This window comes from uncultured Roseovarius sp. (assembly GCF_913057115.1).
Lineage (GTDB): Bacteria > Pseudomonadota > Alphaproteobacteria > Rhodobacterales > Rhodobacteraceae > Roseovarius.
Genome location: NZ_CAJXNN010000006.1, coordinates 1 through 22,428, shown reverse-complemented (window position 1 = coordinate 22,428; position 22,428 = coordinate 1). Strand labels below are relative to the sequence as shown.

Below are 22,428 nucleotides of genomic sequence, written 5' to 3'. Positions count from 1 at the left end.
TTGGCATATTCGCGTAAATTATTGATATAGTGCATTAATTTTTCTTTGAAAGGTCGATTTCGGCTTGTCGGTATAACATCGGTGTTTTGTCGGCATCGCGTCGGTGCGATATCGGTAGGGGACCGATAGGGGGGGTGTGTTAACAAAACGTGCGGGCGCTGTTGAAGATCGGGCGCAACCGAAATCTTCAAAAGATTTCGGAGCGTTTTCTTCTGAAGAAAACGGTGGGGGCGGTGCGCAGTAAATACGCACCCTACAGGGTCAGGCGGCCGAGCCACCCACGGTCAGCCCGCCGATCATCACCGTGGGCTGGCCCACGCCGACGGGCACCCATTGGCCCTGTTTGCCGCAGTTGCCCATGCCGGGATCAAGCGCCATGTCGTTGCCGAGCGCGCGGATTTGTTGCAGGGCTGTGGCCCCGTCGCCGATGAGGGTGGCGCCTTTCACCGGCGCGCCGACCTTGCCGTTTTTGACGCGGTAGGCCTCGGTACAGCTAAACACGAATTTGCCGTTGGTGATGTCCACCTGACCGCCGCCAAAACCCACGGCATAAATCCCGTCCTTCAAATCCGCGACGATATCTTCGGGGGCGGCATCGCCGCCCAACATATAGGTGTTGGTCATGCGCGGCATGGGCGCGTGGGCGTAGGATTCGCGGCGGCCATTGCCGGTGGGCTGCACACCCATCAGGCGGGCGTTTTGCCGGTCTTGCATGTAGCCAACGAGGATGCCGTCCTCGATCAGTGTGTTCTTGCCTGATGGCGTGCCTTCGTCATCCACGGTGATGGAGCCGCGACGGTCGGGGATGGTGCCATCGTCCAGCACGGTCACACCGGGGGCGGCAATGCGTTGGCCCATGAGACCGGCAAAGGCGGAACTGCCCTTGCGGTTGAAATCACCCTCAAGGCCGTGGCCGATCGCCTCGTGCAGCAGGATGCCGGGCCAGCCGGGGCCGAGGACCACATCCATGATGCCCGCAGGCGCAGGTTCGGCGCGCAGGTTCACAAGCGCCACGCGCAGCGCCTCTTGCGCCTTGGCTTGCCAATCGGCGGGGTCAATGAGGCCATCGAGGCCGACGCGCCCGCCGCCCCCGGCGCTGCCTGCTTCGCGGCGGCCATCCTGTTCGACGATGACCGAGACATTGAGGCGGGTCATGGGGCGGGTATCGGAGACCTGCGTGCCATCGGGGCGCAGGATCACGACCTCTTGGTGCGAGGCGGCGATGGTGGCGGTGACTTGCACCACGCGCGGGTCGAGGCCTCGGGCGAAATCGTCAATTTCGCGCAGGGTTTCGAGCTTGACCGGGAATTCTGCCCCGGCGATGGGATCGGCATCGGTATAAAGATGCGTGTTGGTGCGCGGCGGGGGCGGGGCCATGGTGCCGCCGCCATCGCCCACGGCAAGGCGCGCGGTTTCCACGGCGCGTTTGAGTGCGCCTTCGGAGATTTCGGAGGAATGGGCGTAACCGGCCACCTCGCCGCATACGGCGCGCAGGCCGAAGCCTTGGGCGGCATCATAGGAGGCGGTTTTCACCCGGCCATCGTCGAAGACCAAAGCCTCGGACCGGCGGCGTTCGAGGAATAGCTCCCCATCGTCGGCGCCATGGGTGGCGTCGTTGAGGTGGCGCAGGGCCGTGTCACGGTCAAGCGAGGTGTCGAAGGGGCGAAAGGCGCTATCTGTCATTCTGTCCTGCTTTCTGGGTGCGACAAAAATATTTGATCTAAATCAAAAAAGCGTCCGTTTGCCGCAATGGTCTTTCTTGTCTGTTGCCCCAGAATATGGTTTCTAACGGCGATGAAACAACGGGATTCCGTCCTAGGTACGGGCCCAACCGCGAATATAGCAAGAGTGCTACAACCGATCAGGGTGAAAAATGCGTAGACTTTCCAGCCTTCTGGCCGCAATGGCCGCCTTCGCAGCCCTTCCCGCGCGTGCGCAGGAAGGTCTTGAAATCATTGGCAAGCCGGTCGACGGGGGCATTGGCTTCCAACCGGCGGCGACCGAACTGGCGCGGGATTTGCAGTGGCTGGACGGGATGATCCTGGTGATCATCACCGCGATCACGCTGTTTGTCTGTGCCCTGCTGCTGATCGTGATTTTCAAGTATAACCGCAAGTCGAACCCGAACTCGGCCACCTTTACCCACAACTCGCCGCTGGAAGTGGCGTGGACCGTGGTGCCGATCCTGATTCTGGTGTTCATCGGGGCCTTCTCGCTGCCCGTGCTGTTCAAGCAGCAGGAGATTCCTGAGGCGGATGTGACCATCAAGGTGACCGGCAACAAGTGGTACTGGAGCTATGAGTACAGCGACCACGACTTCGGCTTCGACAGCTTCATGCTGGCGAAAGACGAGCTGGAAGAATACGGCTATAGCCAGAGCGAATACCTGCTGGCCACCGATACCGCCGTTGTCGTGCCCGTGGGCAAGACCATCGTGATGAATGTCACCGGGTCGGACGTGATCCACAGCTGGACCATCCCCGCCTTTGGTGTGAAGCAAGACGCCGTTCCCGGCCGTCTGGCGCAGCTTTGGTTCGCCGCCGAGAAGGAAGGCATCTATTTTGGCCAGTGCAGTGAACTGTGCGGCAAGGACCACGCTTACATGCCGATCACCGTCAAGGTCGTGAGCGAAGAAGCCTATGACCAGTGGCTGACCGGGGCGATCGACGAATATGCCGGCGACCCCTCGACCTTGCCGAGTGCCGTGGAAGTGGCCTCGGCCGACTGATCCCTTCGGGGGCGCGCAGGCTGCGTGCCCCTGATCGAGACCGACCGTCAGGCGGCGCAGATGCGCTACCCCACCGGAGAGCATGATGAGCGACGCAAGTCTGAATAACACCACGCAAGCGCAGCCCTATGAGGCGCAGTTTGGCGATTACTTCGCGCTGTTGAAGCCGCGGGTGATGACGCTTGTGGTGTTTACCGCCTTTGTCGGGCTTTATGCCGCGCCGGTTTCGACCAACCCGATCATCGGATTCGTCGCAATCCTGTTCATCGCCGTGGGCGGCGGCGCCTCGGGGGCTTTGAACATGTGGTGGGATTCGGACATCGACCGGATCATGAAGCGCACCCAGAAGCGGCCCATTCCCTCTGGCAAGGTGACCGAGGGCGAGGCCTTTGCCATCGGGATCGCGCTGTCGGGCTTTGCCGTGGTGATGCTGACGCTTGCCACCAACCTTTTGGCGGGGGCGCTGCTGGCCTTTACCATTTTCTTCTACGTGGTGATCTATTCCATGTGGCTCAAGCGCTGGACGCCGCAGAACATCGTGATTGGCGGGGCGGCTGGTGCCTTCCCTCCGATGATCGGCTGGGCGGCGGCGACGGGCAGCATCAGCGTGGAATCGGTGCTGATGTTCACCCTGATCTTCATGTGGACGCCGCCGCATTTCTGGGCCTTGGCCCTGTTCATGAAGGGCGATTACCACGAGGCGGGCATCCCGATGCTGACGGTGACCCATGGCCGCCGGTCGACCCGCGCTCATATCATCGTCTATACCATCCTGCTGGCCATTCTGGCCATCGGCACGGCATTTACCGGTGTTGGTGGCCCCCTGTATTTGGCGGTTGCCATCGTGTTGAACGCGATGTTCGTCAAAGGATCAATCGACATCTGGCGGCGGAACGAGGCCATGGCCGAGGCCGATGGCTATTCTGTGGAAAAGAAATTCTTCAAGCTGTCGCTGCTGTATCTTTTCGCCCATTTCGGAGCGATTGCCTTTGAAGCCGCACTTGCGCCCTTTGGGCTGGGGGGCTGGTAAGATGGCCCTGTCGCGGCAACATGATATGCACAAGCGCCGGTTCAGCCGGAACCTTGGGCTTGGCGTCGTCTTGGCGGGGTTCGTGGTGCTGGTGTTCTTGTTGACGGTCGCCAAGGTGACCGATGATGGGTTCGAAATGCAATCGCAGCAGACGCAGGAGGGGAACTGATGGCGATGGACGTTAAATCCAAGACGGTTGTTAAGCTTACAGGCGTTGTGTTGACCATGGGTGCGCTGGCCTGGGCCTCGGTGCCTTTGTATGACTGGTTCTGCCGCGTGACGGGCTATGGCGGCGAGACCAGTGTTTCGGACGTGGCCAGCGACGAAATTCTGGATGAGACCATCACCATTCGTTTCGACGCCAGCAAGGAACGTGAGTTCCCTTGGGAGTTCAAGCCGATGCAGCGCGAGGTCGAACTGCGCATCGGGGAAACCGGCCTTGCCTTTTACGAAGCCTATAACCCCACCGATGAGCCGATCGCCGGATCGGCCAGTTACAATGTTGCCCCCTTCGAGGCGGGCGGCTTTTTCACCAAGATTGATTGCTTTTGCTTTGAACAGCAAATCTTGCAACCGGGTGAGCGGGTGGAAATGCCCGTGACCTTCTACGTCGATCCCGAGATCGTCACCGACCGGGACGCCAAGTTTACGCACACGATCACCCTGTCCTACACATTCTACAAGATCGACCTGCCCGAAGAGGAACAACAGGCCGCGCTTGATCAGGACAGCAAAACCTATAAAAACCTGAACTAAGAAAAGACGCCACGAGGGAAAACACGCGCCATGGCACACGAGAAAAACCACGATTACCACATTCTGCCCCCCTCCATCTGGCCTTTGCTGGGCTCGTTGGCTGGGTTCGTCATGCTGTTCGGTGCTGTCCTTTGGATGTCGCCGCAGGTGGACAACAACCAACCTTGGGTCTTCCTGATCGGCTTTGTCGGCGTGCTTTACGTCATGTTCGGCTGGTGGGCCGACGTGGTGCACGAAGGCGAAACCGGCGATCACACCCCGGTGGTTCAAATCGGCCTGCGCTATGGCTTCATCATGTTCATCATGTCAGAGGTCATGTTCTTTGCCGCGTGGTTCTGGAGCTTCTTCAAGCACGCCATGTACCCGATGGGCCCGCAAAGCCCGGCCGTGGACGGTGTTTGGCCGCCTGCCGGGATCGAAACCTTTGACCCGTGGCACCTGCCGCTGATCAACACGCTGATCCTGCTGTGCTCGGGCGCGGCGGCCACTTGGGCGCACCACGCGCTTGTGCATGAGAACAACCGCAACGACATGAAATGGGGCCTGATCATCGCCATCGCATTGGGCGTGATCTTTACCGGGTTCCAAGCCTATGAATACAGCCACGCGGCCTTTGGCTTCTCGGGCAACATTTACGGCGCGAACTTCTTTATGGCCACGGGCTTCCACGGGGCGCATGTCATCATCGGCACGATCTTCCTGTTCATCTGCCTGCTGCGGATGCTGAAAGGGCATTTTACCCCCCAACAGCACATCGGTTTCGAGGCGGCTGCGTGGTACTGGCACTTCGTTGACGTGGTGTGGCTGTTCCTCTTCGCATCGATCTATATCTGGGGCGCCTAAGCGCGGATCCCAAAGGGGGCGGTTGCAATTCCGCCCCCAAGAGGCAAAAAGCAAAGCGCGCGAGGCATCGCGCGCTTTCGTCGTTGAACGGAGCCCCGAATTGGTACGCTATCTTGTTCCTATCCTCTTTGGCTTGGCTGGTATTGCGGTGCTGGTCTCACTTGGCGTTTGGCAGGTCCAGCGCTTGGCGTGGAAGGAAGGCGTTTTGGCCGATATCGAGGCGCGGATCGCGGCGGAGCCTGTGGCTTTGCCTTCGGATTTGAACCCTGACACTGATCGCTATTTGCCGGTCGAGGTTGGCGGAACGGTCGGCGACAAGGCGCTGCGTGTCTTGGTCAGCCAAAAGACGGTGGGCGCGGGGTATCGGGTGATTTCCGCGTTTGATATGGGCGGGCGTCGTATCCTGTTGGACCGGGGGTTCATCAAGGTGGCTGAGGATATTCCCACCGCGCCCGAGGGTGAGGTGGTGGTGCGCGGCAATGTGCATTGGCCGGATGATCGCAATTCCTCGACCCCCGAAAACGATGTTGACGGCAACACATGGTTCGCGCGTGACCTTGAGCAGATGGCGCAGGTGCTGAACACCGAGCCGCTGTTGGTCGTGGCGCGCGAGACGTCGTTTTCCGACGCACCTGTGACGCCGCTGCCCGTGGACACGGGCAACATTCCCAATGATCACTTGGAATATGCCGTGACATGGTTCGGCTTGGCCGTGATCTGGGCGGTGATGAGTGGCTATTTCCTTTGGCGCATGCGCAAGACAGCAAAAGGCGAGAACTGATGAAGTATATCTCGACGCGGGGGAAAGCCCCGGTTCTGAGTTTTGAAGAGGCGATGCTGACCGGGCTTGCGCGTGATGGGGGGCTGTACCTGCCGCAAGAGATCCCGGTGATGAGTGCGGGCGATATCGCCGCCCTTGAGGGCCAAAGCTATGAGGAGGTGGCGTTCCGGGTGATGTGGCCCTTTGTTGGCGATGCCTTTACCGAGGAGGAATTCCGCGGGATCATCGCGCGCGCCTATGCGCCCTTTGGCCATGCGGCCCGCGCGCCCTTGGTGCAGTTGGATCAGGGGCATTTCCTGTTGGAACTGTTCCACGGTCCCACGCTGGCCTTCAAGGATTTCGCGATGCAGCTGATTGGCCAGCTGTTCGAGTTTTCGCTCAAGCGATCGGGCAATAGGGTGTGCATCGTGGGCGCCACCAGTGGCGATACCGGCAGCGCCGCGATCGAGGCGTTCCGAGGTTTGGACGCGGTGGATGTGTTCATCCTCTACCCGCATGGCCGGGTGTCCGAGGTGCAGCGGCGGCAGATGACCACGCCCTCGGAAGGCAACGTGCATGCCTTGGCGCTGGACGGGCATTTCGACGACTGCCAAGCCCGCGTGAAGGATATGTTCAACGATTTTGACTTCCGCGATGCGGTGGGTCTGGCGGGAGTCAATTCGATCAACTGGGCGCGGGTTCTGGCGCAGGTGGTGTATTACTTCACCTCTGCCGTGGCCTTGGGTGCGCCGCACCGCAAGGTTTCTTTCACTGTGCCCACCGGCAATTTCGGGGATATTTTCGCGGGCTATATTGCCAAGCGGATGGGCCTGCCGATTGACCGTTTGGTGGTGGCCACCAATCAGAACGACATTCTGCACCGTTGCCTTTCGACCAGTGAATATAAGCCCGATGGTGTGATCCCCTCGATCAGCCCGTCGATGGATATTCAGGTGTCGTCGAATTTCGAGCGGGCGCTTTATTACGCCTACAATCAGGATGGCGCGGCGGTGGCGCAGCTGATGGACGAGTTGAAGGCCGGGGGCTTTAACGTCAGCCAAGGGGCCTTGCAGGCCCTGCGCGAAAGCTTTGACTCGGGCCGGTGTGATGAGGATGAAACCCGCGCCACGATCCGTGAGGCTTGGGCCGGGATGGGCGAGTTGCTCTGCCCGCATAGCGCCGTGGGCGTGAAGGTGGCCGAGGAACAGCGTGAAACCGGCACCCCGATGATCACGCTGGCCACGGCGCACCCCGCCAAGTTCCCCGCAGCGGTGGAAGAGGCCAGCGGCATGCATCCCCCCTTGCCCGAACGTATGGCCGACCTGTATGAGCGGTCGGAACGCGTGACCCGGGTTGAAAACGACCTGGGCGCATTGGAAACCCTGATCAAGGAACGGACTGCGCATTGAGTGTCAAACTGACCACGCTGGACAACGGATTTCGCATCGTCACAGAACACATGCCGGGGCTGCAATCGGCGGCCATCGGGGTGTGGGTCATGGCGGGCGCCCGGCATGAACGCGCCGAACAGAACGGCATTGCCCATTTCTTGGAGCATATGGCCTTCAAGGGCACCAAGCGGCGGAGTGCCTTGGCAATAGCCGAGGCGATCGAGGATGTGGGCGGCTACATCAATGCCTACACCAGCCGCGAAGTCACGGCCTATTACGCGCGCGTTCTGCAGCAGGACGTGCCGCTGGCCTTGGATGTGGTGGCCGATATCCTGCGCAATCCTACCTTCGATCCGCGCGAGATCGAGGTGGAGCGCGGGGTGATCCTGCAAGAGATCGGGCAGGCGCAGGATACCCCCGATGACATCATCTTCGACTGGCTACAGGAAGAGGCCTACCCCGATCACCCGCTGGGCCGCACCATCCTTGGGCCTGAGGGCCGGGTGCAGGGGTTCTCCCGCGATGATCTGGTGGGGTTCGTCGATGAGCATTACGGCCCCGGCCAATTGATCCTGTCGGCGGCGGGGGCGGTGGACCATGATGCGCTCGTGCGCGATGCCGAGCGGTTCTTTGGCGACATGCCCGCCAAACCCGCGTTCGAGCCGGCCACGGCGCGGTTCAAGGGCGGCGAGGCGCGGCATGTGAAACAGCTGGAACAGGCGCATTTCACGCTTGGGTTCGAAAGCCCTGACTACGGCCACCCGCAGATCTACGCGGCTCAGATTTATGCCTCGGCGCTTGGTGGTTCCATGTCCTCGCGCCTGTTTCAGGAAATCCGCGAAAGGCGGGGGCTGTGCTATACGATCTTCGCCCAGGCCGGGGCCTATGCCGATACCGGCATGATGACGATCTATGCGGGCACCTCGGCCGAGGAAATGGCGCATCTGGCGCAGATCACCGTGGACGAGATGAAGCGCGCTGCCGATGACCTCAGCCAAGAGGAGGTGGAACGCGCCCGCGCCCAGATGAAGGCCGGGTTGCTGATGGGGCTGGAAAGCCCCTCGAACCGGGCCGAGCGTCTGGCGCGGATGATGCAGATTTGGGGCCGGGTGCCGGACCTTTCGGAAGTGGTCGAACGGATCGACGCGGTGACATTGTCAGAGGTCCGCGCCTTGGCCGAAACCATCGCCACCACCGCGCCCGCCGCCATGGCGCTTTACGGCCCCGTTGAGGCCGCGCCCAGCCTTGAGGCGCTTCAGGACAGGCGCGCGGCGTAATGTTCATCCCGCGCCGGAAAGTCCGGATCGAGACAGAGCGCCTGACATTGCGACAGCCGCTTTTGACCGATTTCCGCGAATGGTCGGCCATGCGTGAACAAAGTGCCGAATTCCTCATCCCGTGGGAGCCGGTCTGGGCCTCGGATCACCTGACGCGTAAGGGGTTTTCCAACCGGGTCTACTGGGCGCAGCGGTCGATCACCAACGGGTCGGCCCTGCCGCTCTTCCTGATCCGGCGCGAGGATGAGCGGCTTTTGGGCGCGGTCACGCTGGACAATATCCGCCGTGGCCCGGCGCAGGCGGGCACCTTGGGCTATTGGATCGGTGAGCCCTTTGCGCGGCAGGGGTATATGCGCGAGGCCCTGCAGGCGGTGGTGCATCACGCCTTTGGCCGGCTTGACCTGTCGCGCCTTGAGGCGGCCTGCCTGCCAGAAAACACCGCCTCGCGCGGGCTTTTGGAAAAATGCGGTTTCAAATACGAGGGCGTCGCGCAAAGCTATCTGCAAATCAATGGCCGCTGGCGCACCCATGTCCTATACGCTGCACTAAGGATGGATCGGCGCGGACGCACCGACGTGGGCTAAACCGTCCTTTCTTCTGGCCAGAAATATCCCGGGGGGTTTGGGCCGTCTTGCAATCGCTCCGGGGGAGCGATTGAGGCCCAAACGGGCGGAGCCCTCGGGGGCTGGCCACCGATGCTGTCCGGTCCACGTTAAACTGGAAACGCTCTAACTCACCCTGATCCAGTTCATCATGCCCGACATCTGGTGGCTGGGCATGTGGCAATGGAACATCCAATCTCCCGGGTTATGGGCGTTGAACACCACTTCGCGGGTATGGTTGGGGTTCACGAGGATCGTGTCGCGCCATGGACCGAAGCCCTCCCCAAGCACTTCGCGGAAGTGCATGCCATGCAGATGCATGGCGTGTGGAAACGCGGTGTTGTTGGTGATCGGTATGCGGATGGTCTCGCCCTCGAAAGCCTCAAGCAGCGGCGCGTCATCCATGCCCACTTGCCCGTTGAAGGCCCAGAATTGCCCTTCCTCGGCCAGCGCGCGCATGTCCATTCTTTGCCCCTCGTAGGTCGCGCCCTCGGGCAATCCGCGCATCGCGCCGCCCTCCATGACCAACGGTACGCGGCGGGCGCTTTCCATGTTGAGGCTTGGCATCTTGTTTGGCGGTAGGGCGCTCGGCTCAGGACGCGCGGCTAGGGCTGCGCCGCTGACCGGGAAGCTGGCCAAGGCGAAAGTGCCTTCGCGCTCGACCGAGGCCAGCATCGCCTCGTCGCCCGCTTCAGCTGTGATATCAACAATCAGGTCGGTGCGTTGCGCGGGCGCGAGGGTGAGTTGCTCGACCCGCTGGGGCACCTCAAGCGGCATGGCGTCATGGGCCACCGCCCATGCGTCAAGCCCACGAAAACGCAGGTCAAAAATGCGCGCGGTGGCGGTATTGACCAGCCGCAGGCGCAGGCGCGCGCCGGGGCGCACCGTCTGGCGGTGCTCGGGGGTGGCGTTGACGGTGATGTAATTGCCCAGCCGCCCGGCATGGGACATGTCGTGCCATGCGCCAAAAGAGGGGTGGATCACCGCATCATCGGCCATGCGCCAATCATCCAGCACCAGCACACGGTCGTCGTCCACGTCCGGGGCCTCTGACTCTTCAACCACCAGAACCCCGGCCAACCCGCGTGAGATTTGCTCCACCGAATTGGCGTGCGGGTGATACCAGAAGGTGCCCGCGTCATTGAGACTGAAGCGATAATCGAAACTGCCACCGGGGGCCACGGGCGCTTGCGTGAGGTCGGGTACGCCGTCCATGGCATTGGGCAGGCGCAGCCCGTGCCAGTGGATCGTGGTGTCTTGCTCGGCCAGCCCGTTCACCAATTGCACGTCCAGCGTATCGCCTTGGACAAAGCGCAGCATTTGACCGGGAACCGTGCCGTTATAGGCCCATACTTCGGTCGCGGCATAGCCCGGCGGGGCAAGTTGCGCCTGTGCGGGGGCGGCGGTGATCCGGGTTTGCCCTTTGGCCATTGCCATGCGGGGCAGGGCGGCAAGGGCCGTGGAGGCGGCAAGGAAATGGCGGCGGGTCAGGGGCATGGCATCTGTCCTTTCGATAAGGAATAGATGCGCCTTTCGCGCGGGCGATCAAGTCCTCGGGCAGAAAGCGGTTTCGAAACCGCTTGTCCAAAGCCGTTCGAACGGCTTTGCCCCGGTCACCGCTTGCGCCGTCCACCGGGCGTTTTGGAATGGAACCCCGGCGGGCGTTTGCTTACCCATTTGATGAACTTGGCCAACCTGGGGTGGGCGCGCAGGGCTTCGATGGTTGAATACGCGCGGGCAAGGTCCGCCTCGGACAGGGTGGCGTGAATCTCATTGTGGCAAATCTGGTGCAACAAGACGGTCGGCCCGCCCTTGCCGCCTTTCAGTCTCGGCACAAGGTGGTGCAGGCTTTGCCGTGCCTCGGGAGGAATGGGGCGCCCGCACAGTGGGCAGGTCGGGTGATCCATCGCTTTTTCTTGATCCTCGCGCTTGGGACGGGCAAGAGGATGGCGGTGACGGGCCAAAAGGCAAGAGGTGTTCGGTATGGATTGGGAAGCGCAGCCTGAGATCGTGCGACAAGCATGGGGGTATGTCTTGCAGGGCTGGGAGGTGGCCGAAGGCTGGTTGCTCAGCCCGGCGGCGTGGTCACAATTCGGGTTGCTGATCGCCTCCTACCTTCTGGCGCTTCTGCTCAGCCGCCGGTTGAAGCCGTGGCTTGGCCGGATTCTGACGCCAGGCGAGGGGCAGGACGGGGTTATTGCCAGCGCCCGGCGCTTCGTGCTGATTTTCGTGCCGCTGCTTTTGCCGCTTCTGGCCTACGGCTTTACCGGCATCGGGGAAAGCGTCACGCGGTCGATTTTTGATTCCGGGGCGGTGATCGCTTTTGGCAAGCGTGTGTTCCTGCTTCTGGCCGCCTACATTCTCGTCAGGGATATCATCGGCGACCCCTTCCTCAAGATCCTGGGCAGGTACATCCTGATCCCCGTGGCGGCCCTGCATGCCGTGGGCCTTCTGGATCTGGTGACCGAGCGGTTGGAAGCCACCATCGTGCCGCTCGGCAACATGTCTTTCGATCTGTTGTGGCTGATCAAGGGATTGGTCTTGGGGGCGGTTGTCTTCTGGCTTGGCCGCTGGTCGAACGACCGGTCCACGAGCTATATCGAAGCTCAGGAAGAGATGCCGCCCGCGACCCGGCAACTGGCGGCCAAAGCCGCCGAGATCGCGATTTTCGGTGCGGCCTTCCTGATACTGATGAATATCATGGGTATCCCGCTGACTTCTCTCGCGGTGCTTGGCGGGGCTATCGGCGTTGGCCTCGGGTTTGGTCTGCAGAAAATCGCTTCGAATTATATCTCGGGTGTGATCCTGCTTCTCGAAGGGCAGGCCACGGTGGGCGACTATGTCGAGCTGGACAATGGCGAGGCCGGGACCATCGTGAAAACCACCGCGCGTGCGATGTTCCTTGAAACCTTCGATGGCCGCTGGATTGTCGTCCCGAACGAGGATTTCATCACCACCCGCGTTGTTAACTATTCGGACCAAGGCAGCGCCAACCGCTATGAGGCACCGTTCTCGGTGAGTTACGACACCGATATCAACCTGATCCCAGACATGGTGGAACAGGCGGTGTCGGAGTTACCCTTCATCTTGCAAGAACCCGATGGCCCCGATTGCGAATTGCGCGCTTTCGGGGATAGCGGGGTGGAATTCGCGGTGGAGTTCTGGGTCAACGGCATCGACGACGGCAAGAACAAGTTTACCCCGAAGGTGATGTTCGCGATCTGGAACGTGCTGAAAGACAACGGTATCGAAATCCCCTTCCCGCAGCGTGTTGTGCATCACGTCGGGCTGGAGAAGGGCGATTTGCCCAAGGTTGGACAAGACCAGTGACGCAGTCTCCACTTGAGGTCTTTGTCGCGCGCGGCTGGTTGCGGACCTTCGCCGCGTTCGGGGTTTTGCTTGGCGTGTTTTTTGTTGCGTTGTTCGTTGTGACAGGGGCCAACCCTTTCGATGGACGTTTTTTTTCTGTCCTGACGTTAGTCGCCGCGGTGCTGTCAATCGGGGCAGGCCTCATCCTGTGGCGCATGTCGAGGTGGAAAGAGTGGCTTTTGCGAATCGACAACAGCGGCATCGGGTTTCGGACCAAGACGCTGCTTGGCGGGCTAGGCCAGCCCCGGCACATTCCTTGGGAAGACTTCGCGAGGGCCGAGTTTGTCAGCGCGCCAAAGGCGGCGCAGGGCCTCGAGTTGCGCAATACCGAAGGGATGGTTGGCAAGGTGCCGGTGTCACAAATCACTGTCGGGTTTCCGCAAATCATTGAGCGTCTGGAAAACGGCTTGAAGGTCTCGGGCGTGCCATTCAAGCGCTCCGGTTGGGATGTGGTCCTGTTTGACCGGGTTGTGATCGAACGGGATGAGCCCTTATGAGTCATCCCTTGATCATCGGGGCAGGGCCCGCCGGGTTGATGGCGGCGGAGGCTTTGGTGCAGGCGGGCCATGACGTGACCGTGGCCGAGGCCAAGCCGTCACCCGCACGCAAGTTCCTGATGGCGGGAAAATCCGGGCTGAACCTGACGAAAGATGAAGGCTTCGAGGATTTCATTGCCGCCTATGGGGAGGCGGCAACTGTGTTGCGCCCTATGCTTGAGGCCTTTGGCCCGCGTGAGGTGATGGCATGGGCCGAAAGTTTGGGTCAGCCTCTGTTTGCCGGAAGCACAGGGCGCGTCTTTCCCAAGGCGATGAAAGGCTCCCCGCTTTTGCGGGCGTGGCTGGCGCGATTGGAGGGGCGGGGCGTGACTCTGCACCGCCGCTGGCGCTGGGCCGGGTGGGATGGCGAGACCGTTTTGATGGATACGCCCGAGGGGCGGCAGGTGTTGAGGCCTGATGTCACCGTACTGGCCTGTGGTGGGGCCAGTTGGGCGCGGCTGGGATCAGACGGTGCCTGGGCCGGGCACATGCAGGAGGCGGTAGCGCCTTTCGAGCCGGCCAACATGGGGTTTGCGGTAGCGTGGTCCGATCACATGCGTCGGCATTTTGGCATGCCGGTCAAGGGCGTGGCGCTTCTGGCCGGACAGGCCTTGTCGCGTGGCGAGGTCGTCATTTCCCAGCGCGGAATAGAAGGCGGCGGTATCTACGCGGTGTCCAAAGCCTTGCGCGAAGGCGCGCCGCTTTCCCTTGATCTACTGCCCGATTTTACGCTTGAGGCGCTGCGCCAAAAGTTGACCCGGCGACGCGGCAAAGAGAGCCTCAAGAACTATCTGCGCAAGGCGTTGAAACTGGACCCGGTGAAACAGGCGCTTTTGATGGAATTCGCCCGCCCCTTGCCTGATGATCTGGCCCCACTGCTCAAGGCGCTGCCGATTGCCCACCAAGGCCCCCGCCCGATGGACGAGGCGATTTCCACCGCTGGCGGTCTGCGGTTCGAAGCCTTGGATGAAGGCCTTATGCTACGCGACCGCCCGGGCACTTTCGCGGCGGGCGAAATGCTGGATTGGGAGGCCCCGACGGGCGGCTATCTTTTGACTGCCTGCCTTGCCACCGGGATGTGGGCGGGGCGGCACGCGGCAGGGTATTTGGAGCGGTGAAGGTAAAGGGGGCAAGGATTTTCGAAAATCCTTGCCCAAGCAATTTCGAAATTGCTTGTTGCCTTTCTACGGCTTTGGGCCCGGCTTAATCCGAGAAGCCCATACCTTCGTATTTGGCTTTCAGTTTCTTGAAGTTCTTGCTTCCGCCCGGGCCTTTTTCCACGACGCCCCATTTGCCGCCCGGGTTTTTGCCGCGCACGGTGCAGCCCGAGCCACGGCATTTGATTTTCAATTGAGTCCCGTCCGAGCGGGCCATGGTGGCATCGCCGGCAAGGGCAGGCGCGGGGGTAAAGGCAAGAGCGGCGGCCAGCGACGCTGCGGCAGTAAGTGCGAAATATTTGGACATGACAACTCCGGTGAACTGTTAACACGTGAAATGAGGTTTTACGCTACTCGTGCGAACCGCAATGCGTCAACTGTCCTTCTTCGGGTGGTCGGTCGAGGCCACCTGCCCTTGCGCCCGGTCAGGCCAAGGGCTACCTCCTTAGCCGGCAACAGGAGGCCAGCCTATGACCCGACCTTTGGATGATCTCACCCACGCGCTTTTGGAGGCGGCCCGCAAGGCCGGGGCCGAGACGGCCGATGCGATGGCGGTGCGCGGTACGTCCTTGAGTATCGACGTGCGCGGCGGTGAGTTGGAACAGGCCGAGCGTGCCGAGGGCGTGGATTTGGGCCTGCGCGTTCTGGTCGGGCAGCGGCAGGCCTGCGTGTCGTCGTCGGATGAGCGGCCAGAGACCATCACGGCGCTGGCCGAGCGGGCGGTGGCCATGGCCCGCGAAGCCCCGGAAGACCCTTACATCGGTTTGGCCGAGCCTTCGCAGTTGGTGCAGGATTGGGATGTCGCGGCCTTGGAACTGGCCGATGACAGCCCCGAGCCCGCGCCAGAGGCCTTGCAGGAGGATGCCCGCCGCGCCGAGGCGGCGGCGCAAGCGGTTGAGGGCGTGACGCAGGTGCAGTCGGCCAGCGCGGGCTATTCCGCGCGGGAAATCTACATGGCCGCGACGAACGGCTTTTCCGGGGGCTACAGGCGAACCGACCGGGCGCTGGGCTGTGTCGCGATTGCCGGGGAAGGCACAGGGATGGAGCGGGATCACGATGGCGACAGCCGAATTTTTCAGGCCGATCTGCGCGATGCCGAAGATATCGGCCGGACCGCAGGCGAACGCGCCGTCAGCTTGATTGGCGCGCGCAAGCCGCGCACCGGTGCCTATCCGGTTCTGTTTGACGAACGCATTGCATCGTCGCTCATCGGTCACCTGCTTGCCGCCAGCAATGGGTCGGCGATTGCACGCGGGTCGTCGTGGCTGCTGAACAAGCTGGGCGAGGAGGTTTTGCCCAAGGGCCTGTCACTGATCGAAGACCCGCACCGTGCGCGCGCCATGGCCTCGCGGCCCTTCGATGCGGAAGGTTTGCCCACCCGCAAGCGGGCCTTGGTGGAGGACGGGGTTCTGAAAGGCTGGACGCTGGATTTGGCCAATGCCCGCAAACTTGAGATGGAAAGCACCGGCAACGCCAAGCGCGGGGCTTCGTCGCCGCCCAGTCCGGGGACGTGGAACGTGGCGCTGACTCAAGGGGAGGCCAGCCGCGAGGATTTGATCGCGCAGATGGGGACGGGTTTGATTGTGACCTCGATGATCGGGGCGACGATCAACCCCAACACGGGCGACTATTCACGCGGGGCCAGCGGTTTCTGGGTGGAAAATGGCGAGGTGTTGCATCCGGTGAACGAGATCACCATCGCCGGGTCGCTGCCCGAGATGCTGCGCCGGATGACGCCCGCGAATGATGCGCGCCCGTGGCTCAGCCGGGTGGTGCCCTCGCTTCTGGTCGAGGGGTTGACCCTTGCCGGCGAGTGATCTGTCCCTCCTGATAGACGCCGCCCGCGAGGCGGGCGAGATCGCCACGCGGTACACCGGTGAAAGCGCCAAACGCTGGGACAAACCCGGTGGTCTCGGCCCGGTGACCGAGGCGGATATGGCGGTGAACGACATGCTGGAGCGTGATTTGCGCGCAGCTAGGCCCGGCTACGGCTGGTTGTCGGAAGAAACCGAGGATGGCGCGGGGCGATTGGGGCGTGAGCATGTGTTCATTATCGACCCCATCGACGGCACGCGGAGCTTCATCGAAGGCTCGGCCACATGGGCGCATTCGCTGGCCGTGGCCGAGAAAGGTATCGTGACGGCGGCGGTGATCTACCTTCCCTTGCGCGATAAGCTTTATGCCGCGGCAAAGGGGCAGGGGGCGAGTTTGAATGGTGCCCCGATCACGGTGAGCGCGCGCGACAGGCTGCCCGGCGCGCATTTCATGGCCGCCAAGCCCAATCTTGACGCGAAGAACTGGAAAGGTGGGCGCGTGCCGGATGTGCGCCGCTCGCACCGGCCATCCTTGGCCTACCGGCTGAGCCTTGTGGCCGAAGGGCGCTATGACGCCATGCTGACCCTGCGCCGCAGTTGGGAATGGGATATCGCAGCCGGTGACCTGATCCTGCGCGAGGCGGGGGCGGTGACCAGTGACCGAACCGGCCAGCCGCTGCGCTTCAACAACACCGAGCCGTTGTTGAACGGGGTGGTCGCGGCGAACCCTGCCCTGCACCGCGACATCCTCAAAGCGCTGGCCTGAGCGGGCAAGCGGTTTGGAAACCGCTTGCAATCCCCTTCGAAGGGGATTGGCCCTCGCTCCTATGTCGCGAATGGGCTTGCCGGGGCGTGTGATCCGGGTCTAATGGCCGGACATTACCAACCCTGGACCCCCGATGGCACGATCCGACAATCTGACCGGTGCGCTTTTGATGATGGCCTCCATGGCCAGCTTTACCATCAACGACACCTTCATGAAGGCGCTGGCCGGGGAAATCCCGTTGTTCCAGGTGCTGTTCCTGCGCGGGATATTTACCACCATCGCCGTAGGCGTGGTGGCGTGGTGGATGGGGGCCTTGGTGGCGAAGGTTTCGCGCCGCGATGCCGGCAGTATCGCCCTGCGCATGGTGGGTGAAATCGGAGCGGCCTATTTCTTTCTCACCGCCTTGTTCAACATGCCCATCGCCAATGTCACCGCGATCTTGCAGGCGCTGCCGCTGACGATCACGCTGGCTGCCGCCCTTTTTTTCGGTGATCCTATCGGCTGGCGGCGGATGTCGGCGATCCTGATCGGGTTCGTCGGAGTCATGCTGATCGTGCGGCCGGGCGCCGAGGATTTCACGATCTATTCGCTTTACGTGCTGGCCGCCGTGGGCTTTGTCACCCTGCGTGACCTTGCCACCCGACGGCTATCCAAGGAAACGCCGTCGATGTTGGTGACCTTCATCACCTCCATCTCGATCATGGTGTTTTTCGGGGTGGCGAGCCTGACCATCGACTGGGCGCCGATGGATCTGCGCGCCTATGGGCTGACCATCGGGGCGGCGGTGATGATCATCGGCGGGTATCTCTTTTCGATCATGGTGATGCGGGTGGGCGAGATCAGCTTTATCGCGCCCTTCCGTTACACTGGCCTGATCTGGGCGCTTTTGCTGGGCTGGCTGGTCTTTGACGAATGGCCCGAGCCGATTACCCTTGTGGGCGCGGTCATCGTGGTGGGGTCGGGCCTTTTCATGCTGTATCGCGAAGCACAGCTTGGTCGCCAAACACGCTTTTCACATGGGCCGCGTCCACGTTGAATTTTTCGCGCAGCAGGTCAAGCTGTTCAGCGGTGGCCGGCGCGGGCTTGTCCTTGCGGTGCGACGCTTTGGAGTCGTTGTCGTCGTGCACCGCGCGGATATACATCGGCATACCCGGGTCGATCAGCGTCGGCATGGTTTCATGCAATTTGTGATGCCCGAAATTCATGATGGTCTTTTTCGCACCGGGCTTGAAAAGGGCCGCCAGCCCACAGGCCAGAAAGGGGATTTGCACCTCGCGCAGGCGGATACCCTCGGGCGATAGCTGGGCTTCGTAGCCGCTGGAGAATTCAAAGACCATGTTCTTCCACGGTTGCCGCATGGGGGCGGACCGACCGGCCAGACGGCGGATCGCCCGGACGAAATTCAGGCCCACCGCATCATCGTCATCCAGACGGAATTGCAGGGATTCCTCGGTGTCCTCGCCCAGTTCTTCCTTGATCGCCGCCTGCATCGCATAGCGGTGCTTGAACGGCTCCATCTCGACGATCTTGATCTGTTTCACCGGTGCGGTGATGTCGTGTAGCCTGTCAAGGTAGGGTTTGGGCATGCGCGGGCCAATGACGATCAGAAAGGTAAAGCGTGGGTCCTTTTGCGCAGCGATCGACGGCAGGGTGAGGGTTTCGAAATGATTGAACCGCAGGTTCATGCGCTCGGGCTGATATAGGTAAGCCTCGCGGTCTTCGACGGTGTCGTGCATGCGTTTGAACCCGCCAAGGGCGGGGTAGGAAAACCGGCACAGTCCGATCACACGCATCGCGGTTGGCTCCAGATAAAAGGTCGCCTGACATGGTGGCAAAAGCATGCGGCGCAAACAAGGCCAAAGGCAGGCGTCGGGATGCCAATTACGCAAAAGGCATCGGGACTTGAGGCTTGGGGAAATGGCCGGTACATACCCGGCTTGGGAACATGTTGACGCAGGCGAAAAAGCCCCTGTCTGCGGCAGTTGACAAGCCTCGCGACTCCCCCTATACGCGCCTCATCCCGGCGAGGGGGTCGCCCCGGTGCCGATATCAAAATTGAAGTGGTCAAGATCCAGGCGCTTTTACATGCCTCGATCCTCTGGGAACCAACCGCGTCGTTCACCTCGGAATGGGAACGAATGCGGCATTTGCGTTTTGTGGACGCACGAGACGCTGAAAGATTAACCGCACGCGGTTGCGTGCAGACACATGTGTTGCAAGACGGGGAAAGAGACCCAATGCCAACGATCCAACAGCTGATCCGCAAGCCGCGGCAGCCCAAAATCAGAAGTCAGAAGTCCATGCACCTGCAGGGGTGCCCGCAAAAGCGTGGCGTCTGCACGCGCGTCTATACAACGACGCCGAAGAAACCGAACTCGGCCATGCGGAAGGTTGCCAAGGTGCGCCTGACCAACGGTTTCGAGGTCATCAGCTATATCCCCGGTGAAAGCCACAACCTTCAGGAGCACTCGGTTGTCCTGATCCGTGGCGGCCGTGTGAAAGACCTTCCCGGTGTGCGCTACCACATCCTGCGCGGTGTGCTTGACACGCAAGGCGTCAAGGATCGGAAACAGCGCCGCTCGAAATACGGCGCCAAGCGTCCGAAGTAAGAGGAATAACAGATGTCCCGTCGTCACGCCGCTGAAAAACGTGAAATCCTGCCCGACGCCAAGTATGGCGACCGGGTGCTTTCGAAGTTCATGAACAACCTGATGATCGATGGTAAGAAATCGGTCGCGGAAAAGATCGTGTACAACGCCCTCGACCGTATCGAAGACAAGGTCAAGCGCGCCCCGGTCGAACTGTTCCACGAAGCTCTGGACAACATCAAACCCGCCGTCGAGGTCCGCTCGCGCCGTGTGGGTGGTGCCACCTATCAGGTGCCCGTCGAGGTCCGCCCCGAGCGCCGCGAAGCTCTGGCCATCCGCTGGCTGATCACCGCCTCGCGCTCGCGCAACGAAAACACGATGGAAGAACGCCTTGCTGGTGAACTGCTCGATGCAGTCAACAGCCGCGGTTCCGCCGTGAAAAAGCGCGAAGACACTCACAAGATGGCCGAGGCGAACAAAGCCTTCAGCCATTACCGCTGGTAAACCCTAGAGGCATTTATACCATGGCACGCGATTATCCGCTCGAACGCTACCGCAACTTCGGCATCATGGCGCACATCGATGCAGGCAAGACCACCTGCTCGGAGCGCATCCTGTTTTACACCGGCAAGTCCCACAACATCGGTGAGGTGCACGATGGTGCAGCCACCATGGACTGGATGGAGCAGGAGCAGGAACGCGGCATCACCATCACCTCGGCTGCGACGACCACGTTTTGGGAACGCACCGAGAATGGCACCGAGCCCGATTCCGAAAAGCACCGTCTGAACATCATCGACACCCCCGGCCACGTTGACTTCACCATCGAAGTTGAGCGTTCCTTGGCCGTTCTTGACGGTGCGGTTTGTGTTCTCGACGGTAACGCAGGCGTTGAGCCGCAGACCGAAACCGTCTGGCGTCAGGCCGACCGCTACAAGGTTCCGCGCATCGTCTTCGTCAACAAGATGGACAAGATCGGCGCTGACTTCTTCAACTGCGTCACCATGATCGAAGACCGCACCGGCGCGACCGCCGTTCCGGTTGGTATTCCGATTGGCTCTGAAAGCGATCTGGAAGGTCTGATTGACCTCGTGACCATGGAAGAGTGGCTCTGGCAGGGTGAAGATCTGGGCGCGTCCTGGATCAAGGCCCCGATCCGTGATGAACTCAAGGACATGGCCGACGAGTGGCGCGGCAAGATGATCGAGAACGCCGTCGAGCAAGACGACGACGCGATGGAAGCCTACCTCGAAGGCGAAGAGCCCGACGTTCCGACCCTGCGCAAACTTCTGCGCATGGGTACTCTGAACATGTCCTTTGTGCCTGTTCTGGGTGGGTCTGCCTTTAAAAACAAAGGTGTGCAGCCGCTTCTCAACGCCGTGATCGACTACCTGCCCAGCCCGCTGGACGTGGTGGACTACATGGGCTTCGCCCCGGACGACGAAACCGAGACCCGCAACATCGCGCGCCGCGCAGATGACGAAATGCCGTTCTCGGGCCTGGCGTTCAAGATCATGAACGACCCCTTCGTCGGTTCGCTGACCTTTACGCGCATCTACTCGGGCACCTTGAAAAAGGGTGACACGATCCTGAACGCGACCAAGGGCAAGAAAGAGCGCATCGGTCGTATGATGATGATGCACTCCAACGACCGGAGCGAGATCGAAGAAGCCTTTGCGGGCGACATCATCGCGCTGGCCAGCCTGAAAGACACCACAACGGGTGACACGATCTGTGACCCCAAGGCGCCTGTCGTTCTGGAAACCATGACCTTCCCCGACCCGGTCATCGAAATCGCGGTCGAACCGAAGACCAAAGGCGACCAGGAAAAAATGAGCCAGGGCCTCCAGCGTCTGGCCGCAGAAGACCCCTCCTTCCGCGTGGAAACCGACCTCGAGTCCGGTCAGACCATCATGAAGGGCATGGGCGAACTGCACCTCGACATTCTCGTCGACCGCCTGAAGCGCGAATTCAAGGTCGACGCGAACATCGGCGCGCCGCAGGTGGCCTATCGCGAGACCATCGGTCACGAGATCGAACACACCTACACCCACAAGAAACAGTCGGGTGGCTCGGGTCAGTTCGCCGAGGTGAAGATGATCATCTCGCCCACGGAAGCGGGCGAAGGCTATTCCTTCGAGTCGCGCATCGTCGGTGGTTCGGTGCCCAAGGAATACATTCCGGGTGTTGAAAAAGGTATCGAAAGCGTCATGGATAGCGGCCCGCTGGCTGGCTTCCCCGTGATCGACTTCAAAGTTGCCCTGATCGACGGCAAGTTCCACGACGTGGACAGCTCGGTCATGGCCTTTGAGATCGCCGCCCGGATGTGCATGCGCGAAGGTCTCCGCAAGGCCGGAGCGAAGCTGCTCGAACCGATGATGAAGGTCGAAGTGATCACGCCGGAAGAATACACCGGTTCCATCATCGGCGACCTGACCTCGCGTCGTGGCCAGGTGTCTGGTCAGGAACCGCGCGGCAACGCCATCGCGATCGACGCCAACGTGCCGCTGGCCAATATGTTCGGCTACATCAACACGCTGCGCTCCATGTCCTCGGGCCGTGCGCAGTTCACGATGCAGTTCTCGCATTACGACCCGGTCCCGTCGAACATCTCGGAAGAGATTCAGGCGAAATACGCATAACCGTCGGTGCGCCCTGAGGGCGCACCCTACACCCACCCGTAGGGTGCGCAGGGACGCGCACCGCACGACAAAAGAAAGAGGGAGCCAATACCATGGCAAAGGAAAAGTTTGACCGTTCGAAACCGCACGTGAACATCGGGACGGTTGGTCACGTTGACCACGGCAAGAC

General features: G+C 61.4%; 23 protein-coding genes. 18 read left to right on the top strand and 5 right to left on the bottom strand.

What is annotated here, in order from left to right; translation table 11 throughout:
• Positions 1–261: 261 nt before the first annotated feature.
• Positions 262–1,683, bottom strand: coding sequence for a metalloprotease TldD (gene tldD, locus QZ498_RS04175; RefSeq protein ID WP_294620479.1), 1,422 nt, complete (start codon positions 1,681–1,683; stop codon positions 262–264).
• Positions 1,684–1,873: 190 nt separating this feature from the next.
• Here tldD and coxB point away from each other — a divergent pair, with 190 nt between their 5' ends.
• From coxB to QZ498_RS04130, 9 genes are all read left to right on the top strand, one after another.
• Entirely contained in the window at positions 1,874–2,728 is an 855-nt protein-coding gene (gene coxB, locus QZ498_RS04170; protein ID WP_294620478.1) for a cytochrome c oxidase subunit II, read from the top strand.
• An 85-nt stretch (positions 2,729–2,813) separates the two neighbouring features.
• Positions 2,814–3,758: a heme o synthase gene (gene cyoE, locus QZ498_RS04165; protein ID WP_294620477.1), complete on the top strand. Its 945-nt coding sequence runs from the start codon at positions 2,814–2,816 to the stop codon at positions 3,756–3,758.
• Between the two features lies 1 nt (position 3,759).
• Entirely contained in the window at positions 3,760–3,927 is a 168-nt protein-coding gene (locus QZ498_RS04160) for a hypothetical protein (protein WP_294620476.1), read from the top strand.
• A complete protein-coding gene (locus QZ498_RS04155) occupies positions 3,927–4,514 on the top strand; it encodes a cytochrome c oxidase assembly protein (protein ID WP_294620475.1) in 588 nt (195 codons plus the stop codon). Before QZ498_RS04160 ends, QZ498_RS04155 begins: the two co-directional genes overlap by 1 nt.
• Positions 4,515–4,544: 30 nt before the next feature.
• The gene (locus tag QZ498_RS04150; protein WP_294620474.1) at positions 4,545–5,357 is read left to right on the top strand and encodes a cytochrome c oxidase subunit 3; all 813 of its coding nucleotides are present in this window, start codon (positions 4,545–4,547) and stop codon (positions 5,355–5,357) included.
• Positions 5,358–5,457: 100 nt separating this feature from the next.
• The gene (locus QZ498_RS04145; protein WP_294620473.1) at positions 5,458–6,138 is read left to right on the top strand and encodes an SURF1 family protein; all 681 of its coding nucleotides are present in this window, start codon (positions 5,458–5,460) and stop codon (positions 6,136–6,138) included.
• Positions 6,138–7,526, top strand: coding sequence for a threonine synthase (gene thrC / locus QZ498_RS04140; RefSeq protein ID WP_294620472.1), 1,389 nt, complete (start codon positions 6,138–6,140; stop codon positions 7,524–7,526). Before QZ498_RS04145 ends, thrC begins: the two co-directional genes overlap by 1 nt.
• Positions 7,523–8,785: a pitrilysin family protein gene (locus QZ498_RS04135; RefSeq protein ID WP_294620471.1), complete on the top strand. Its 1,263-nt coding sequence runs from the start codon at positions 7,523–7,525 to the stop codon at positions 8,783–8,785. The genes thrC and QZ498_RS04135 overlap by 4 nt, the downstream gene beginning before the upstream one ends.
• Positions 8,785–9,369 (top strand): GNAT family protein, encoded by a 585-nt coding sequence (locus tag QZ498_RS04130; protein WP_294620470.1) that lies wholly within the window; start codon positions 8,785–8,787, stop codon positions 9,367–9,369. The genes QZ498_RS04135 and QZ498_RS04130 overlap by 1 nt, the downstream gene beginning before the upstream one ends.
• Positions 9,370–9,513: 144 nt before the next feature.
• Here the strand turns inward: QZ498_RS04130 and QZ498_RS04125 are convergent, their stop codons facing one another.
• Together QZ498_RS04125 and QZ498_RS04120 are read right to left on the bottom strand one after the other, a co-directional pair.
• Positions 9,514–10,884, bottom strand: a complete 1,371-nt coding sequence (locus QZ498_RS04125) for a multicopper oxidase family protein (protein WP_294620469.1) — start codon at positions 10,882–10,884, stop codon at positions 9,514–9,516.
• A gap of 116 nt (positions 10,885–11,000) precedes the next feature.
• Entirely contained in the window at positions 11,001–11,294 is a 294-nt protein-coding gene (locus tag QZ498_RS04120; RefSeq protein ID WP_294620468.1) for an HNH endonuclease, read from the bottom strand.
• 76 nt (positions 11,295–11,370) lie between these two features.
• Here QZ498_RS04120 and QZ498_RS04115 point away from each other — a divergent pair, with 76 nt between their 5' ends.
• From QZ498_RS04115 to QZ498_RS04105, 3 genes are read left to right on the top strand one after another with little or no spacing between them, the layout of a single operon-like run.
• The gene (locus QZ498_RS04115; protein ID WP_294620467.1) at positions 11,371–12,717 is read left to right on the top strand and encodes a mechanosensitive ion channel domain-containing protein; all 1,347 of its coding nucleotides are present in this window, start codon (positions 11,371–11,373) and stop codon (positions 12,715–12,717) included.
• Positions 12,714–13,253, top strand: a complete 540-nt coding sequence (locus QZ498_RS04110) for a hypothetical protein (RefSeq protein ID WP_294620466.1) — start codon at positions 12,714–12,716, stop codon at positions 13,251–13,253. The genes QZ498_RS04115 and QZ498_RS04110 overlap by 4 nt, the downstream gene beginning before the upstream one ends.
• Complete coding sequence (locus QZ498_RS04105; protein ID WP_294620465.1) at positions 13,250–14,410, top strand: TIGR03862 family flavoprotein; 1,161 nt, start codon at positions 13,250–13,252, stop codon at positions 14,408–14,410. Before QZ498_RS04110 ends, QZ498_RS04105 begins: the two co-directional genes overlap by 4 nt.
• 85 nt (positions 14,411–14,495) lie before the next feature.
• Here the strand turns inward: QZ498_RS04105 and QZ498_RS04100 are convergent, their stop codons facing one another.
• Positions 14,496–14,756, bottom strand: a complete 261-nt coding sequence (locus QZ498_RS04100) for a hypothetical protein (protein WP_294620464.1) — start codon at positions 14,754–14,756, stop codon at positions 14,496–14,498.
• Positions 14,757–14,919: 163 nt separating this feature from the next.
• Here QZ498_RS04100 and QZ498_RS04095 point away from each other — a divergent pair, with 163 nt between their 5' ends.
• From QZ498_RS04095 to QZ498_RS04085, 3 genes are all read left to right on the top strand, one after another.
• Complete coding sequence (locus tag QZ498_RS04095; protein ID WP_294620463.1) at positions 14,920–16,266, top strand: TldD/PmbA family protein; 1,347 nt, start codon at positions 14,920–14,922, stop codon at positions 16,264–16,266.
• The gene (locus QZ498_RS04090; RefSeq protein ID WP_294620462.1) at positions 16,253–17,029 is read left to right on the top strand and encodes a 3'(2'),5'-bisphosphate nucleotidase CysQ; all 777 of its coding nucleotides are present in this window, start codon (positions 16,253–16,255) and stop codon (positions 17,027–17,029) included. The genes QZ498_RS04095 and QZ498_RS04090 overlap by 14 nt, the downstream gene beginning before the upstream one ends.
• A 133-nt stretch (positions 17,030–17,162) precedes the next feature.
• On the top strand, positions 17,163–18,065 hold the full coding sequence (locus QZ498_RS04085) for a DMT family transporter (protein ID WP_294620461.1): 903 nt from the start codon (positions 17,163–17,165) through the stop codon (positions 18,063–18,065).
• Here QZ498_RS04085 and QZ498_RS04080 read toward each other — a convergent pair.
• Positions 17,998–18,822, bottom strand: coding sequence for a glycosyltransferase (locus QZ498_RS04080; RefSeq protein ID WP_294620460.1), 825 nt, complete (start codon positions 18,820–18,822; stop codon positions 17,998–18,000). The two genes, QZ498_RS04085 and QZ498_RS04080, sit on opposite strands and share 68 nt — an antisense overlap.
• 444 nt (positions 18,823–19,266) lie before the next feature.
• Here QZ498_RS04080 and rpsL point away from each other — a divergent pair, with 444 nt between their 5' ends.
• From rpsL to fusA, 3 genes are read left to right on the top strand one after another with little or no spacing between them, the layout of a single operon-like run.
• Positions 19,267–19,638: a 30S ribosomal protein S12 gene (gene rpsL, locus QZ498_RS04075; protein ID WP_085818537.1), complete on the top strand. Its 372-nt coding sequence runs from the start codon at positions 19,267–19,269 to the stop codon at positions 19,636–19,638.
• 12 nt (positions 19,639–19,650) lie between these two features.
• Positions 19,651–20,121, top strand: coding sequence for a 30S ribosomal protein S7 (gene rpsG / locus QZ498_RS04070; protein ID WP_154152085.1), 471 nt, complete (start codon positions 19,651–19,653; stop codon positions 20,119–20,121).
• Between the two features lie 20 nt (positions 20,122–20,141).
• On the top strand, positions 20,142–22,259 hold the full coding sequence (gene fusA, locus QZ498_RS04065) for an elongation factor G (RefSeq protein ID WP_294620459.1): 2,118 nt from the start codon (positions 20,142–20,144) through the stop codon (positions 22,257–22,259).
• Positions 22,260–22,428 lie beyond the last annotated feature (169 nt).

What these genes read in the sequence shown, in the direction of transcription:
- QZ498_RS04095 (WP_294620463.1), top strand. Translation starts at nt 14,920, where the DNA reads ATGACCCGACCTTTGGATGATCTCACCCACGCGCTTTTGGAGGCGGCC.
- QZ498_RS04155 (WP_294620475.1), top strand. Translation starts at nt 3,927, where the DNA reads ATGGCGATGGACGTTAAATCCAAGACGGTTGTTAAGCTTACAGGCGTT.
- rpsG (WP_154152085.1), top strand. Translation starts at nt 19,651, where the DNA reads ATGTCCCGTCGTCACGCCGCTGAAAAACGTGAAATCCTGCCCGACGCC.
- cyoE (WP_294620477.1), top strand. Translation starts at nt 2,814, where the DNA reads ATGAGCGACGCAAGTCTGAATAACACCACGCAAGCGCAGCCCTATGAG.
- QZ498_RS04130 (WP_294620470.1), top strand. Translation starts at nt 8,785, where the DNA reads ATGTTCATCCCGCGCCGGAAAGTCCGGATCGAGACAGAGCGCCTGACA.
- QZ498_RS04160 (WP_294620476.1), top strand. Translation starts at nt 3,760, where the DNA reads ATGGCCCTGTCGCGGCAACATGATATGCACAAGCGCCGGTTCAGCCGG.
- QZ498_RS04100 (WP_294620464.1), bottom strand. Translation starts at nt 14,756, where the DNA reads ATGTCCAAATATTTCGCACTTACTGCCGCAGCGTCGCTGGCCGCCGCT.
- thrC (WP_294620472.1), top strand. Translation starts at nt 6,138, where the DNA reads ATGAAGTATATCTCGACGCGGGGGAAAGCCCCGGTTCTGAGTTTTGAA.
- QZ498_RS04150 (WP_294620474.1), top strand. Translation starts at nt 4,545, where the DNA reads ATGGCACACGAGAAAAACCACGATTACCACATTCTGCCCCCCTCCATC.
- tldD (WP_294620479.1), bottom strand. Translation starts at nt 1,683, where the DNA reads ATGACAGATAGCGCCTTTCGCCCCTTCGACACCTCGCTTGACCGTGAC.
- QZ498_RS04080 (WP_294620460.1), bottom strand. Translation starts at nt 18,822, where the DNA reads ATGCGTGTGATCGGACTGTGCCGGTTTTCCTACCCCGCCCTTGGCGGG.
- rpsL (WP_085818537.1), top strand. Translation starts at nt 19,267, where the DNA reads ATGCCAACGATCCAACAGCTGATCCGCAAGCCGCGGCAGCCCAAAATC.
- fusA (WP_294620459.1), top strand. Translation starts at nt 20,142, where the DNA reads ATGGCACGCGATTATCCGCTCGAACGCTACCGCAACTTCGGCATCATG.
- QZ498_RS04115 (WP_294620467.1), top strand. Translation starts at nt 11,371, where the DNA reads ATGGATTGGGAAGCGCAGCCTGAGATCGTGCGACAAGCATGGGGGTAT.
- coxB (WP_294620478.1), top strand. Translation starts at nt 1,874, where the DNA reads ATGCGTAGACTTTCCAGCCTTCTGGCCGCAATGGCCGCCTTCGCAGCC.
- QZ498_RS04105 (WP_294620465.1), top strand. Translation starts at nt 13,250, where the DNA reads ATGAGTCATCCCTTGATCATCGGGGCAGGGCCCGCCGGGTTGATGGCG.
- QZ498_RS04120 (WP_294620468.1), bottom strand. Translation starts at nt 11,294, where the DNA reads ATGGATCACCCGACCTGCCCACTGTGCGGGCGCCCCATTCCTCCCGAG.
- QZ498_RS04125 (WP_294620469.1), bottom strand. Translation starts at nt 10,884, where the DNA reads ATGCCCCTGACCCGCCGCCATTTCCTTGCCGCCTCCACGGCCCTTGCC.
- QZ498_RS04085 (WP_294620461.1), top strand. Translation starts at nt 17,163, where the DNA reads ATGGCACGATCCGACAATCTGACCGGTGCGCTTTTGATGATGGCCTCC.